Source organism: Klebsiella sp. SYXHC3, from assembly GCF_057196925.1.
The window spans coordinates 155,638-169,563 of record NZ_JBXUNG010000008.1 but is presented as its reverse complement, the minus strand read 5'-3'; the positions used below and the strand labels follow the sequence as shown (position 1 = coordinate 169,563).

The window sequence follows — 13,926 nt, the reverse complement described above, 5'->3', positions numbered from 1 at the left end:
CCGGCTTTTTTATTAGATAGTTTTTTCTTATGGTGACGCGATGAGCAACTCTTTACCTGACACAGCCTCCCCTCTTCTGCCCATCCCGCCGGAACATCCGGTGAACTGGCCGCAGGGCGATCTGAACTGTGCCGCAATCAAGGCGCACATCGATACCTTCCAGCACTGGCTCGGAGAGGCATTTGATAACGGCATCGCCGCAGAGCAGCTCATCGCGGCGCGCACCGAGTTTATCGACCAGCTGCTGCAGCGGCTGTGGGTCGACTATGGTTTTGAATCCGTCTGCGACCTGGCGCTAGTGGCCGTTGGCGGCTATGGCCGCGGCGAGCTGCACCCGCTCTCCGACGTCGACCTGCTGATTCTGAGCCGTAAAAAGCTGCCGGACGAGCAGGCGCAAAAGGTCGGCGAGCTCCTGACCCTGCTGTGGGACGTTAAGCTCGAAGTCGGCCACAGCGTGCGTACCCTCGAAGAGTGTTTGCTCGAAGGGCTTTCAGATCTTACCGTCGCCACCAACTTAATTGAATCCCGCCTACTCATCGGCGACGTCGCGCTGTTCCTTGAACTGCAAAAACATATTTTTAGCGACGGCTTCTGGCCGTCGGAAAAGTTCTTCGCCGCCAAGGTTGAAGAGCAGAATGTTCGCCACCAGCGCTACCATGGCACCAGTTACAACTTGGAGCCGGACGTCAAAAGCAGCCCCGGCGGCCTGCGCGATATACATACCCTGCAGTGGGTGGCCCGCCGCCACTTCGGCGCCACCTCGCTTGATGAAATGGTCGGCTTCGGCTTCCTCACCGAAGCCGAACGCAACGAGCTTAACGAGTGCCTGCACCAGCTCTGGCGCATCCGTTTTGCTTTGCACCTTGAAGTGAATCGCTACGATAACCGCCTGCTTTTCGATCGTCAGTTGAATGTCGCCCACCGCCTCGGCTATGAAGGCGAAGGCAATCAGCCGATCGAACACATGATGAAAGATTTCTTCCGCGTCACGCGTCGGGTGAGTGAACTCAATAACATGCTACTGCAGCTGTTTGACGAGGCGATCCTCGCGCTAACCGAGAACGAAAAACCGCGGCCTATTGATGATGATTTCCAACTGCGCGGCACCCTGATAGACCTGCGTGACGACACCCTGTTTATGCGCGAGCCGCAGGCGATTCTGCGGATGTTCTTTATTATGGTGCGCAACAGCAGCATCACCGGTATTTACTCCACGACCCTGCGTCATCTGCGCCACGCGCGCCGCCACCTGACGCAGCCGCTGTGCTATATCCCGGAGGCGCGAACTCTCTTCCTCAGCATGCTGCGCCATCAGGGCGCGGTGAGTCGCGGCCTGCTGCCGATGCATCGCCACAGCGTGCTGTGGGCCTATATGCCGCAGTGGTCGCATATTGTCGGTCAGATGCAGTTCGACCTGTTTCACGCCTATACCGTCGACGAACACACCATACGAGTCTTGTTAAAACTGGAAAGCTTCGCGAAAGAAGAGACCCGCAGCCGCCATCCGCTGTGCGTTGAGCTGTGGCCGCGGCTGGCCCATCCTGAACTTATCCTCATCGCCGCTCTGTTTCACGATATCGCTAAAGGCCGCGGCGGCGATCACTCGATTCTCGGCGCCGAAGACGTGCTGAAATTTGCCGAGCTCCACGGGCTCAATTCGCGGGAGACGCAGCTGGTCGCCTGGCTGGTACGCCAGCATCTATTGATGTCGGTAACCGCCCAGCGCCGCGACATTCAGGACCCGGAGGTGATTAAACAGTTCGCCGAAGAGGTACAGACGGAAAATCGCCTGCGCTATCTGGTATGCCTGACCGTCGCCGATATCTGCGCCACCAACGAAACGCTGTGGAACAGCTGGAAGCAAAGCCTGCTACGCGAGCTCTATTTCGCCACCGAAAAACAGCTGCGTCGCGGTATGCAGAGCACGCCGGATATGCGTGAACGGGTACGCCACCATCAGCTGCAGGCGCTGGCGCTGTTGCGCATGGACAATATCAATGAAGAGGCGCTGCACCAGATTTGGAACCGCTGCCGGGCGAACTACTTTGTGCGGCATACGCCGAACCAGCTCGCCTGGCACGCCCGCAACCTGCTGAAGCACGATCTCAGTAAACCGATGATCCTGCTGAGTTCGCGGGCCACCCGCGGCGGCACCGAGATCTTCATCTGGAGCCCGGACCGCCCTTACCTGTTCGCCGCCGTCTGCGGCGAACTGGATCGGCGCAACCTCAGCGTTCACGATGCGCAGATCTTCACCACCCGCGACGGCATGGCGATGGATACCTTTATCGTCCTTGAACCCGACGGCAGCCCGCTTTCCGCCGATCGCCACGAGGCGATTCGCCACGGTCTTGAGCAGACAATAACTCAACGCAGTTGGGAGCCGCCGGCCCCGCGTCGCCAGGCGGCTAAACTACGTCATTTTTCCGTCGCCACTGAGGTGAATTTTCTGCCGACCCATACCGACCGGAAATCATTTCTTGAGCTCATTGCGCTCGATCAGCCAGGGCTGCTCGCCCGCGTCGGTCAGGTGTTCGCCGACCTCGGAATATCGCTTCACGGAGCCCGAATTACGACAATTGGCGAGCGAGTAGAAGATTTATTTATAATCGCCACCGCCGACCGGCGTGCCCTTAATAATGAGCTGCAACAAGAAGTGCAACAACGGTTGACAGAGGCCCTCAATCCAAACGATAAAGGGTAACGTATTTTTTTTAAGTGAATGGAAAGAAACAATGCAGCAGTTACAGAACGTTATTGAGTCCGCCTTTGAGCGTCGCGCCGACATCACGCCGGCAAATGTGGATACCGTCACCCGCGAAGCGGTGAACCAGGTTATTGCCCTGCTGGATTCCGGTGCGCTGCGCGTCGCTGAGAAGATCGACGGTCAGTGGGTGACGCATCAATGGCTGAAGAAAGCGGTACTGCTCTCTTTCCGTATTAACGATAACCAGGTTATCGATGGTGCGGAAAGCCGCTACTTCGATAAAGTTCCAATGAAATTCGCCGACTACGATGAAGCACGCTTCCAGAAAGAAGGCTTCCGCGTAGTGCCGCCGGCGGCAGTCCGCCAGGGCGCGTTCATCGCGCGCAATACCGTGCTGATGCCGTCCTACGTCAACATCGGCGCTTATGTTGATGAAGGCACCATGGTTGATACCTGGGCCACCGTCGGCTCTTGCGCGCAGATCGGTAAAAACGTTCACCTGTCCGGTGGCGTAGGCATCGGCGGCGTTCTCGAGCCGCTGCAGGCTAACCCGACCATCATCGAAGATAACTGCTTCATCGGCGCGCGCTCTGAAATCGTTGAAGGCGTTATCGTTGAAGAAGGCGCGGTGATCTCCATGGGCGTGTACATCGGCCAGAGCACCAAAATCTACGATCGCGAAACCGGCGAAGTCCATTACGGCCGCGTGCCGGCGGGCTCGGTTGTCGTTTCCGGCAACCTGCCGTCGAAAGATGGTAAATACAGCCTGTACTGTGCGGTGATCGTGAAAAAGGTTGATGCGAAGACCCGCGGTAAGGTCGGTATCAACGAACTGCTGCGTACCATCGACTAAGCAGAACAAAAAGCGGGAGATATCCCGCTTTTTTTATATCTGACGCTGGCGAAGATGAATTTTTTCGTTAATTATTCAATGGTTATGATGATATCAAAGGTACCGTTATGTACGATAATCTGAAAAGTCTTGGCATTACCAATCCTGATGAAATCGATCGCTATAGCCTGCGCCAGGAAGCTAACAACGACATCCTGAAGATCTATTTCCAGAAAGATAAAGGCGAATTCTTCGCTAAAAGCGTGAAGTTTAAATACCCACGCCAGCGTAAAACTGTGGTCGCCGACGGCGTCGGTCAGGGCTACAAAGAAGTGCAGGAGATTAGTCCGAACCTGCGTTATGTCATCGACGAACTGGATCAGCTCTGCCAGCGCGATCGTACTGAAATCGACCTCAAGCGTAAGATCCTTGACGATTTACGCCATCTGGAAAGCGTCGTCACCAATAAGATCAGTGAAATTGAAGCCGATCTGGAAAAACTGACGCGCAAATAAATCCGCCTGCTACGGGCCAGCTACTGGCCCTCTTCCCCGACTCCATCCTCAATTTTGTCACCCGTAGATCATCTTCGCTAACAGCAAAACTCAGTTATACCTCACTAACATCATTTCCCATCATCAACGTATCTATATGAATTACTTATTTTTTTAAATTCATTTATGTTCAATTTCCACCTAAAAGGAGGTCAAGCTATGACACAGGAAATTGAACAAAAATGTTACACCCTACAATCCGCCACCTGGCTGGATAAGGCGGGTTTTGAGAAAGGACGAAAACACGATCGTCAGGCGCTGGGCTTTATTCTGCCCGCCAATACGGTGCTGAAAATTCGGCAAACCGATCTCAGCAACGGCATCTCGACCCTGCGCCTGATGTGTGATGATAGCGCAGTGGAAAAATCCAGCACTCTGACCACCAACTGGACAACGATTAGCACCACCGTCGATTCTGTGCCGTTTGTCGATACGTTGTTTACCGACAGCCCCTGCGAGTTCTCCGTGATTTACCAACAACCCGCGGCGACGAAACCGCTCCCCAGCTGGAAATCAGGACAGTCTGAAGAGACGTTTTTCCTGGACTGGGAGAATAATAAATCGTCTTTCGCGCTGGTGGAGCTGGATGTTATCAATCTGCTGTTGCCCTACGCCGACCGCGACAACGCGATGAAAGCGGGATTAGCGTCGTTACACCGTTTTTATAACCACCTTTTCACCAGCTATAACGATTGGGCCGGACTAAGCGAAAATCCCGATTCGCAATGGAATCAGAACGTTGCCAACCGCTACTTTTTGCGGGCGGATAAACATGGCGTCGGTTCGGCTTATTATAATACCAACTGGTGCGCGCAGACCGCCGCCACGGTTGGCGAAGGCTGGCTGGATAACGTCGCCACGCAGTGGGTTATCCTGCATGAAATCGGCCACGGCTATCAGGGTAAATTTATGCAGGATCCCACGCTTTCCGTCAGCGAAGTGTGGAACAATATTTACGCTTCCTTCTATCAACAGCTCACGCTGAGTCAGGATAATCATCTATATACCGATGGCTGGCTATACAACTACGGTAAGCTGGCCGCGCAGGAAGCACAGTTGGTTAACTATATTACCGACAAGACGCCGGTCACCAGTTGGGGTTTGCGTTCTCGCCTGCAATTCCTGATGCTGATGTTATTCAAAGCAGGTATCGCATCCTTCCGCACCTTTAATCAGAACTATCGCCAACTTGCCAATAGCGAGAGCTTCCAGCCGTCGGATCATCAGCTTGCCGATATGCTGGCAACCGCCATCGCTACCTCCGCGGGATATGATGTGACGCCGTTTATCGAGCTCTGCGGTTTAACGCTGAAAAACGCCACCCGGGAAAATATCGTCTCGCTGGCGACAAAACCGCTCTATCCGCTGTATCGTTTTCTGCCGCAAAGCGAATGGGATAGCGCGCGCCAACAGTTAGGGTTGGATTCCTTCTTCTGGCTGGTGGATAACAGCGAACTGGCAATATTAGGCAAAACGGGGGCGCTGACCCTGACGCTGAATATCGATCGCCCGGAGCAAATTTACGGTCAGACGCTGGCTATCAAGGATAATTGCGGCAACCATTATTCACTGGTGATTAATAGTGACGTCCTGACCCTGAAGGACATGCCAATCGGCGTGTATCAGGTCGAACTGCCTAAAGGCCGCTCGCAAAAATATCGCCCGGATATCAGCTATATCACCGTAAAAGAAGGCGCCAATACGGTCACCGTCAACTACGTTCAGCAAAACGATACCAGCGAACGTAACGTGACGATCTCCTTTTTAGGTTATAGCGATGCGCCTTTTGCCCACCTGGATGTTGATTACGAAAACCAGCAGCTTATTCTCAATGTGACCAGCGCCAACCCGCACAGCTACTACCCCGGGACATTGTATGCCGCAGTCAGTGTACTCTCCGCCAACGGTGAAAAAGTGTTTGAGCGTAAGATGACCGGCACCAACTGCGCGACGGGTAAAGTGATTATTCCATTCAGCCCTCACTATCACTTATATATCACCCACATGGAGCCGGGACGGCTGAAAACCTCACCGGGATATTTAACCCTGGTTGCGCGTGAGAAATACCAACTGATACGCATTGATGATAATGGTCTGTATAACTTTATTCTCGGCAATAGTCCGGCGGATGACTTAGAGGCGATTTTCGAGCATAACGCTCAGGCTATCCGTACTCAGCCCTCGCTGGTAGCGCAGGAAGAGTGCGTCTGTAAAAACGATCTTTGGCTGATGCTCCCCCATATTGAAGAACCCCGGCGCAGTGAACTGCTTAAAGCGTATGCCGATGTCCTGCCTCAGGATAATAACGATCCGGGCGAGCTAACGGGCAAAAGCGTGACGCTCGATCTCCGCGGTCAGGGCAATAACGAGTTTTGCCAGATCGTTATCGATAATAAACAACGCGCAATGACGGTCGCGACACGGGCCGGCACACCGCACTCGTATTACACCACCCATACCTATGCCAGCATTACGGTTACTGCCGAGGACGATACGGTTGTTTATCAACGCAGCTACGCCGGTGCTACCAACAATCTGGCAAACAGCGAAACGATTACCCTCGCGGAAGGGATGATCATCGAGATTTTCCATGATGAACCATACCGCTCCAGCGCCACTAATGGCACGACCCAAAACGCCGTCACGCTGAAACAGCATAACCGCTGGCGCGTGGTGAAAACGGGCCTCCAAGTCTATGCGCTCGCGCCTGATGAACCGGATGAGGAAGCCACTGATACAGAAGAGGAAACCGCACTGTATGGCGATAGCTTCAGTTGGCAACTGCTTGGCGATGATGATGTTTGCTTTGCCGGGATGGAGATGGATATTGGCAGCGGCGCGTTGACCTTTAGCGCCAATGCGGTGGTACCGAATAAGCACTTTACGACCACTTACGCCACGGTCAATGTCTACAATACGCGTGGTTCGGTGGTGTATCGCCAGTCGATTAAAGGATCGTCGCAGCTTGGCGACTATGTTGATACCGCCATCCTGGATGAGGGCTATACCATTGAAGTCTTCCATGCCGAAGCGGGAAATCGTTCCGTTATTATTAATCCGCTCAATGGCAATAGCTGGCAACAACCCAATACCGTCACCTGGCAAGTGACAACCCGCGGGCTGCAGCGCCTGTAATCCGTCATTTCCACTCCCGCCTGAGGCGGGAGTGTGTCAGCGTTGCTCATCCAGCTGCAATGCAATGTACAGCAGCAGACGGTCGTCAAAACTTCCCAGGTCCAATCCGGTTAGTTCCGAAATCCGATTGAGCCGGTACTCCAGGGTATTACGATGAATAAACAGCGCCTTTGAGGTGGCCAGCGGCTGCACGTTATGACGAAACCATGCCTGCAAGGTGCGGCGCAACAGGCCGTTGTTATCCATCGCCTTCAGCCGCGTCAGCGGGCGCGCCAGCTCATTGGCCTGCCAGCCGCCGCGCAGGCTATCCAGCAGCACCGGCAGCATCAGATCCTGATAAAAGTAACTGCGGCTTTCCGGCATCCGCTGCTTCCCTACCATCATCGTCGTACGCGCGGTCCGATAAGAACGTGCGATACTGCCCGGACCAGTAAAGAAATTACCTAACGCAACGCGGAACTGTAGCTGGCCGTTCTCTTTCATACGGGCAATCAGTTGCTCAACGCGCTTGCAGTGGTCGTCGGCGTCCCAGCGGCCAAAGGCATTTAACGCGGGTTTCAATACCACCATCTCGGTCAACGAGACAATCGCCACCAGGTTGTTGCGATCCGGCGTGGTCAGCGCTGTCTGCAACTGCTGTAGTTCCGCCATCGCGCTATCGACGCCAAGCTGGCCGCTATCAACTTCAATCATCGCCACCACCCGTGGTTGATTGAGGTCGATGCCCAGTCTCTGCGCCCATTCGTTGAGCGCCGGGGTATTTTCTTCCGCCTGAATCAGGTTCATGACCAGTTCTTCACGCAGGCGGCTGTCCTGCGCCAGCAGATGCATCAGCCGCGACTGTTCGAGCATCATCTCCGCGGTCATACACACCAGCTCACCATACTTACGCAGCGATTCGGGCTCGCCGGTTAATCCGATAACGCCGACGATTTCCCCTTCAAGACGCAGCGGCAGGTTAATCCCCTGACGCACGCCGTGCAGATGGCGAGCGACCGCATCATCGATATCAACCACCCGCCCCTGCGACAACACCAGCAGCGCGCCTTCGTGCAATTCACCAATACGCTCACGATCGCCGCTGCCAATAATGCGCCCGCGGGCATCCATTACGTTAATATTGGTATCAATGATGCGCATCGTTCGCGCCACGATATCCTGCGCCATTTTGGTATCAAGATGCCAGCCAGCCATGTAACCCTCCCCTGAGCAGGGCATCAGCATAAAAGAGTGTCTGAAACTACGCACTGTGCATATGCACAAAGCGTGACAGAGAAGTATGGAGTTGTGGGGGGAATCACAGAACTTGCGGGCAGAATAAAAAAAGCCCCTTTCCCGGCACGGGAAAGGGGCTTATGCGCGCTGATAGATTATTGCATCAGCAGGTAGATAGAGGTATCACCACGCTGAATATTCAGCGCCAGTACTGACGGTTTTGCATCGAAGATTTTGCGCAGGTCAGCGATGTTTTTCACCGGCTGCTGGTTAGCGCCGACAATGATGTCGCCTTTCTTCAGACCAATCTGCGCCGCCGGCGTGCCCGCTTTCACGTTGCTCACCACCACACCTTTGTCCTGGCCCTTGTTGCTCATTTCCGCGCCTTGAATGCCGTTAAAGATGCTGCTGGAGTCAACCTGGTTCTGATTGCTCTGCTGCAGTTCAACGGTAACGTTGACCGGCTTGCCGTCGCGCAGCAGGCCCAGCTCGACTTTGCTGCCGATAGGCATCGTACCGACCTGCGCACGCAGCGCCGCGAAACTGCTGATCGGCTTGCCGTTCAGGGTGGTAATCACGTCACCAGCTTTAATACCCGCTTTCGCCGCCGCAGAGCCCGGCATCACCTGGCTTACAAACGCGCCGCGCTGGGCATCAACTTTCATTGCCTTCGCCAGCTCGGAGTTCAGCTCGGTACCCATGATCCCCAGTTCGCCGCGTTTCACCTGGCCAAACTTGACCATCTGCTCGGTCAGGTTTTTCACCATGTTGCTCGGAATAGCAAAGCCGATACCGATGTTGCCGCCGTCCGGAGCAAGGATTGCGGTGTTGATACCGATCAGTTCACCGTTGAGATTCACCAGCGCGCCGCCGGAGTTACCGCGGTTAATAGCCGCATCGGTCTGGATAAAGTTTTCATAGTTTTCCACGTTCAGGCCGCTGCGGCCCAATGCGGAGACGATACCGGAAGTCACGGTTTCGCCGAGGCCGAACGGGTTACCGATCGCCACGGTGTAGTCGCCGACGCGCAGCGCGTCAGAGTCGGCAAGCTTAATCGCCGTCAGGTTTTTCGGATCCTGAATTTGAATCAGCGCGATGTCGGAGCGCGGATCTTTACCGACGACTTTCGCATCGAACTTACGGCCATCGCTCAGCTGAACTTTAATCGTGGTGGCATTATCGACCACGTGGTTATTGGTCACCACGTAGCCTTTGGCCGCATCAATAATTACCCCGGAACCGAGCGCCATAAATTTCTGCTGCTGCGCGTTATCGCCAGGCGCGCCCTGACCGCCGCCCTGGCAGAATGGAGAGCTCTGGAATGGCGAACCATCCTGGCAAAACGGCGAGTTGTCACCGAAGAATTGCTGGAAGTTACGCGTCATCCGCGGCGTGTTAACAGTCGTGCTGCCCTCGACGTTGATGCTCACCACAGACGGCATCACTTTTTCCAGCATCGGCGCCAGGCTCGGCATCTGCTGCGCAGTGGTCGCCGAGGAAGCCGTTTCAGCCGCGCTCGCAGAGAGCGGGGACAACGCCAGACCTAAACTCAGAGCCAGAGCACTCATTGCTAACGTGGTTTTTTTCATAGGTTTCAATCTCAATTTCAAATTTCGGATAACGAAAAAGTTGCTGTGTACGCACTCTCAGAGTCATTTTATAGCGCGAAGTTCCAGAGTTAAGTTTCGGTAAAAGTAAAAATTTATTGTCCGTCTTTACAAAACTCAGACTTATTCCACCGCCATCAGACGGCGATATTCATCCCACGCATACAAATCCGTCATTCCGCTGATATAGTCCTGAATCAATCGACAGCGGTAATAATACTCCAGCACGGGATATTCTTCGGCATCACGCGAAAGCTTATTTACCGCCTCCACATAAGCCAACCGATGTCGGGTCGAAAGTTTCTGGAACAACCTCGAAGCAATAGGCAAACTGCGTACCCGATCTTGTTCCACCAATTGGCTGAACTCCTCCAGCGATAATTTCAGTAGCGGCTCGTAGATATCCAGCAGACCGCTGATAACCCGATAGCCCTGTAATTCCAGCTGTTCAACATCAGGATGACTAAACACCTGTTTTATGGCGACGTTTTTATAAAGTTCAAGTAGCTGACTACAATCGCTGTCGTCCTCTAACAGCGCATGATTAAAATCGCCGTTAAAAATAGCCGGTAAGTTTTCGATAAACCGATGCGCCGCATAAGGCACCAGTTTATTCAACGTATTAACCCGTAAATACATAAAGAACTGATCTTCAGTGCTGCGGCTCAGTGAATTTGCGCGCGATTTCTCCCACGCGTTTTCTACAACCTGGGCGAACAACGATCCTTTTTCATGAGTGCCCCACGCGTCATACAGATGCTGATACAATTGCTCCGCGCTGAATATTCGTTTTTCTACCGCATCTTCGAGGTCAGCAACGCAATATGAGATATCATCGGCAGCTTCCATAATCCACGTTAATGGAAAACGATTGTAAGGCGCCAGATCCAATTCTTTACGCAGCCGCGCGATATACTCTTCTTCGGCTAAATAATAACCAGGCTTTTTCATTAAGTAGCTATGGCTGGCAAGCGTCTCTCCCCGCCACCACGCCGGCCGCGTATATTTCAGAATGCAGCCGACCTGGGTCCAGGTCAGGTTCATACGCATCAGCGTATGCACCAGACGGATGCCCTGAGCATTGCCTTCAAAGCAGCACAAATCCTGACGCACTTTACGCCGCAGTTCGTTGAGCACCCCTTCGCCGTCGTGCAGACGCAGCGCGTCAACCTGGCAGCGATCCTGGCTTAACGGCTGGCTGGCGGCATCTTTCGGCGCCAGCCGTTTGCTGAACCAATCGTTAATTGCCGCCTCGCCAAAATGGCCAAATGGCGGATTGCCGATATCGTGCATCAGACAGGCCATCTCCACCACGCTTTCAAACGGGCCGCTCAGTTCATCCAGACCGTAGCATTCCAGCAGCTTTTGCTCTTTCAGGCGGCTTAGCACCTCTTTGGCGATGTAGCGCCCGACCTGCTGGACTTCGAGCGAATGGGTGAGTCGGGTGCGGACCGCCGCGTTACGCTCAAGTGGAAAGACCTGGGTTTTTTGCTGCAGGCGGCGGATGGCCGGTGAATTGATAATGCGCCCGCGATCGCTTTCAAACACCCGCAGGATCTCGCGTTCCGTCTCTACACCCTGCGGCGAACGGTAGCGCCGACGCCAGTGAATCTTGTTGCGAAAATCAATATTTGCCATAGCCTCTCCCGCGCGAGCAATACGCTTCCCCTTAAGCGCATGATAGACTATGCAGCTAATCCTGACACATCGCGAGTAAATCTATGAAAATTGGCATTATTGGCGCCATGGAAGAAGAAGTTACCCTTCTGCGCGACAAAATCGAGAACCGCCAGACTATCTCTATCGGCGGTAGCGAAATCTATACCGGCCAACTTCACGGTACCGAGGTTGCTCTGCTGAAATCCGGCATTGGTAAAGTAGCAGCTGCCATGGGCGCCACCCTGTTGCTGGAGCGCTGCAAGCCGGATGTGATTATCAATACCGGTTCCGCGGGCGGTCTGGCGCCGACGCTGAAAGTCGGCGACATCGTGGTCTCTGACGAAGCGCGTTATCATGATGCCGACGTCACCGCGTTCGGCTACGAATACGGCCAACTACCTGGCTGTCCGGCGGGTTTCAAAGCTGATGACAAACTGATTGCCGCCGCGGAAACCTGCATTAAGGCGCTGAATCTCAACGCCGTTCGTGGGCTGATCGTCAGCGGCGACGCATTCATCAACGGCTCGGTAGGGCTGGCGAAAATCCGCCACAACTTCCCGCAGGCCGTTGCCGTAGAAATGGAAGCAACCGCCATCGCCCATGTCTGCCATAACTTCAGCATTCCTTTTGTGGTGGTGCGCGCAATCTCTGACGTCGCTGACCAGCAGTCGCATCTTAGCTTCGACGAGTTCCTCGCCGTCGCCGCCAAACAGTCCACCCTGATGGTGGAAAACCTGGTACAGAACCTGGCGCGTGGCTAAGTCGCTACAGAAGGCGTTAACCGCCCTGCTGTTACTCGCCCCGGCGTGGCTTTTCGCCGCGCCGCGGGTGGTGACGCTCTCCCCGGCCAACACCGAATTGGCCTTTGCTGCCGGCATTACGCCGGTCGGCGTCAGCAGTTATTCCGACTACCCTCCCGCCGCGGCGAAAATCGAAGAAGTCGCCAGTTGGCAGGGAATGAACCTTGAACGTATTGTCGCTCTGAAGCCCGATCTGGTGCTGGCGTGGCGCGGCGGCAATGCCGAACGCCAGGTGAATCAGCTCAGTTCGCTGGGAATCAAAGTTATCTGGGTTGAAACCGGTTCGATTGAGCAAATCATCAGCGCTCTGCAGATGCTAGCGCCGTGGAGCCCACAGCCGGAAACAGCTCGTCAGGCTGCCCAGAAGATGCAAGACGCTTACCTTGCGCTAAAAGCCCGCTATGCCAACGCGCCGAAAAAACGCGTATTTCTGCAGTTTGGCGCCAACCCGCTGTTCACCAGCAACAGCGCCTCGATCCAGAATCAAGTATTGAGCCTGTGCGGTGGGGAAAATATTTTTGCCGCCAGCCGCGTTCCCTGGCCGCAGGTCAGCCGCGAACAGGTGCTGTCACGGCATCCGCAGGCGATCGTCATCACCGGCGACGCCCGTAAAATTCCCGCCGTGGACCGCTATTGGCAAAATCAGCTCACAATTTCGCTCATCGCCTTACATAGCGACTGGTTTGAACGCGCGGGCCCACGTATTATCCTTGCCGCAAAACAACTCTGTACTGCGCTTGAGCAGGTAAAATAACCGCCTGGCAGCAGGCTTTTAGCGGGAACTGACGATGCTTGTCTATTGGCTGGATATTATTGGCACAGCCGTATTTGCTATCTCCGGCGTATTGCTGGCAGGAAAATTACGCATGGACCCTTTCGGTGTGCTGGTATTAGGCGTGGTTACCGCCGTGGGCGGCGGAACCATCCGCGATATGGCGCTGGCCAATGGCCCGGTGTTCTGGGTTAAGGATCCGACCGATCTGGTGGTAGCGATGGTCACCAGTATGTTAACGATTCTACTGGTCCGCCAGCCGCGGCGCATGCCGAAATGGGTACTGCCGGTGCTGGATGCCGTCGGCCTGGCGGTGTTTGTCGGCATCGGCGTGAATAAAGCCTTTATTGCCCATACCGGCCCGCTGGTAGCGATCTGCATGGGCGTGGTCACCGGCGTCGGCGGCGGGATTATCCGCGACGTGCTGGCGCGAGAAGTTCCGATGATTCTGCGCACCGAAATCTACGCCACCGCCTGCATTGTCGGCGGTATCGTGCACGCGACGGCGCACTATACCTTTCAGCTGTCGCTGGAAAACTCGGCGATGTTAGGCATGATGGTGACGCTGGTAATACGCCTGGCGGCGATTCGCTGGCACCTGAAGCTACCGACCTTTGCGTTGGATGATAACGGACGTTCATAAAA

General features: G+C 54.7%; 10 protein-coding genes. 7 read left to right on the top strand and 3 right to left on the bottom strand.

What is annotated here, in order from left to right:
- The first annotated feature begins 40 nt into the window (after positions 1-40).
- The 4 genes from glnD (at position 41) to AC2CGP_RS19040 (ending at position 7,228) form a co-directional block, all read left to right on the top strand.
- Entirely contained in the window at positions 41-2,704 is a 2,664-nt protein-coding gene (gene glnD, locus AC2CGP_RS19055) for a bifunctional uridylyltransferase/uridylyl-removing protein GlnD (RefSeq protein WP_020079581.1), read from the top strand.
- Between the two features lie 31 nt (positions 2,705-2,735).
- The gene (gene dapD, locus AC2CGP_RS19050; protein WP_015368172.1) at positions 2,736-3,560 is read left to right on the top strand and encodes a 2,3,4,5-tetrahydropyridine-2,6-dicarboxylate N-succinyltransferase; all 825 of its coding nucleotides are present in this window, start codon (positions 2,736-2,738) and stop codon (positions 3,558-3,560) included.
- A gap of 107 nt (positions 3,561-3,667) precedes the next feature.
- Positions 3,668-4,054, top strand: coding sequence for a DUF3461 family protein (locus AC2CGP_RS19045; protein WP_015368173.1), 387 nt, complete (start codon positions 3,668-3,670; stop codon positions 4,052-4,054).
- Between the two features lie 198 nt (positions 4,055-4,252).
- Positions 4,253-7,228 (top strand): putative mucin/carbohydrate-binding domain-containing protein, encoded by a 2,976-nt coding sequence (locus AC2CGP_RS19040; RefSeq protein ID WP_316516103.1) that lies wholly within the window; start codon positions 4,253-4,255, stop codon positions 7,226-7,228.
- A gap of 36 nt (positions 7,229-7,264) precedes the next feature.
- Here the strand turns inward: AC2CGP_RS19040 and AC2CGP_RS19035 are convergent, their stop codons facing one another.
- The 3 genes from AC2CGP_RS19035 to dgt form a co-directional block, all read right to left on the bottom strand.
- Complete coding sequence (locus AC2CGP_RS19035) at positions 7,265-8,422, bottom strand: CdaR family transcriptional regulator (protein ID WP_015368175.1); 1,158 nt, start codon at positions 8,420-8,422, stop codon at positions 7,265-7,267.
- 176 nt (positions 8,423-8,598) lie between these two features.
- Entirely contained in the window at positions 8,599-10,032 is a 1,434-nt protein-coding gene (gene degP, locus AC2CGP_RS19030) for a serine endoprotease DegP (protein WP_484502441.1), read from the bottom strand.
- 141 nt (positions 10,033-10,173) lie between these two features.
- A complete protein-coding gene (gene dgt / locus AC2CGP_RS19025; protein ID WP_032713395.1) occupies positions 10,174-11,688 on the bottom strand; it encodes a dGTPase in 1,515 nt (504 codons plus the stop codon).
- Positions 11,689-11,771: 83 nt separating this feature from the next.
- Between dgt and mtnN the strand changes: the two genes are divergently transcribed.
- Genes mtnN through AC2CGP_RS19010 form a run of 3 tightly spaced genes read left to right on the top strand, consistent with a single transcriptional unit; the run spans position 11,772 to position 13,924 of the window.
- A complete protein-coding gene (mtnN, locus tag AC2CGP_RS19020; protein ID WP_015704439.1) occupies positions 11,772-12,470 on the top strand; it encodes a 5'-methylthioadenosine/S-adenosylhomocysteine nucleosidase in 699 nt (232 codons plus the stop codon).
- Complete coding sequence (gene btuF / locus AC2CGP_RS19015; RefSeq protein WP_171830425.1) at positions 12,463-13,263, top strand: vitamin B12 ABC transporter substrate-binding protein BtuF; 801 nt, start codon at positions 12,463-12,465, stop codon at positions 13,261-13,263. The genes mtnN and btuF overlap by 8 nt, the downstream gene beginning before the upstream one ends.
- Positions 13,264-13,297: 34 nt before the next feature.
- Complete coding sequence (locus AC2CGP_RS19010) at positions 13,298-13,924, top strand: TRIC cation channel family protein (protein ID WP_015704437.1); 627 nt, start codon at positions 13,298-13,300, stop codon at positions 13,922-13,924.
- Positions 13,925-13,926 lie beyond the last annotated feature (2 nt).

What these genes read in the sequence shown, in the direction of transcription:
- AC2CGP_RS19010 (WP_015704437.1), top strand. Translation starts at nt 13,298, where the DNA reads ATGCTTGTCTATTGGCTGGATATTATTGGCACAGCCGTATTTGCTATC.
- dgt (WP_032713395.1), bottom strand. Translation starts at nt 11,688, where the DNA reads ATGGCAAATATTGATTTTCGCAACAAGATTCACTGGCGTCGGCGCTAC.
- degP (WP_484502441.1), bottom strand. Translation starts at nt 10,032, where the DNA reads ATGAAAAAAACCACGTTAGCAATGAGTGCTCTGGCTCTGAGTTTAGGT.
- AC2CGP_RS19040 (WP_316516103.1), top strand. Translation starts at nt 4,253, where the DNA reads ATGACACAGGAAATTGAACAAAAATGTTACACCCTACAATCCGCCACC.
- AC2CGP_RS19045 (WP_015368173.1), top strand. Translation starts at nt 3,668, where the DNA reads ATGTACGATAATCTGAAAAGTCTTGGCATTACCAATCCTGATGAAATC.
- glnD (WP_020079581.1), top strand. Translation starts at nt 41, where the DNA reads ATGAGCAACTCTTTACCTGACACAGCCTCCCCTCTTCTGCCCATCCCG.
- dapD (WP_015368172.1), top strand. Translation starts at nt 2,736, where the DNA reads ATGCAGCAGTTACAGAACGTTATTGAGTCCGCCTTTGAGCGTCGCGCC.
- mtnN (WP_015704439.1), top strand. Translation starts at nt 11,772, where the DNA reads ATGAAAATTGGCATTATTGGCGCCATGGAAGAAGAAGTTACCCTTCTG.
- AC2CGP_RS19035 (WP_015368175.1), bottom strand. Translation starts at nt 8,422, where the DNA reads ATGGCTGGCTGGCATCTTGATACCAAAATGGCGCAGGATATCGTGGCG.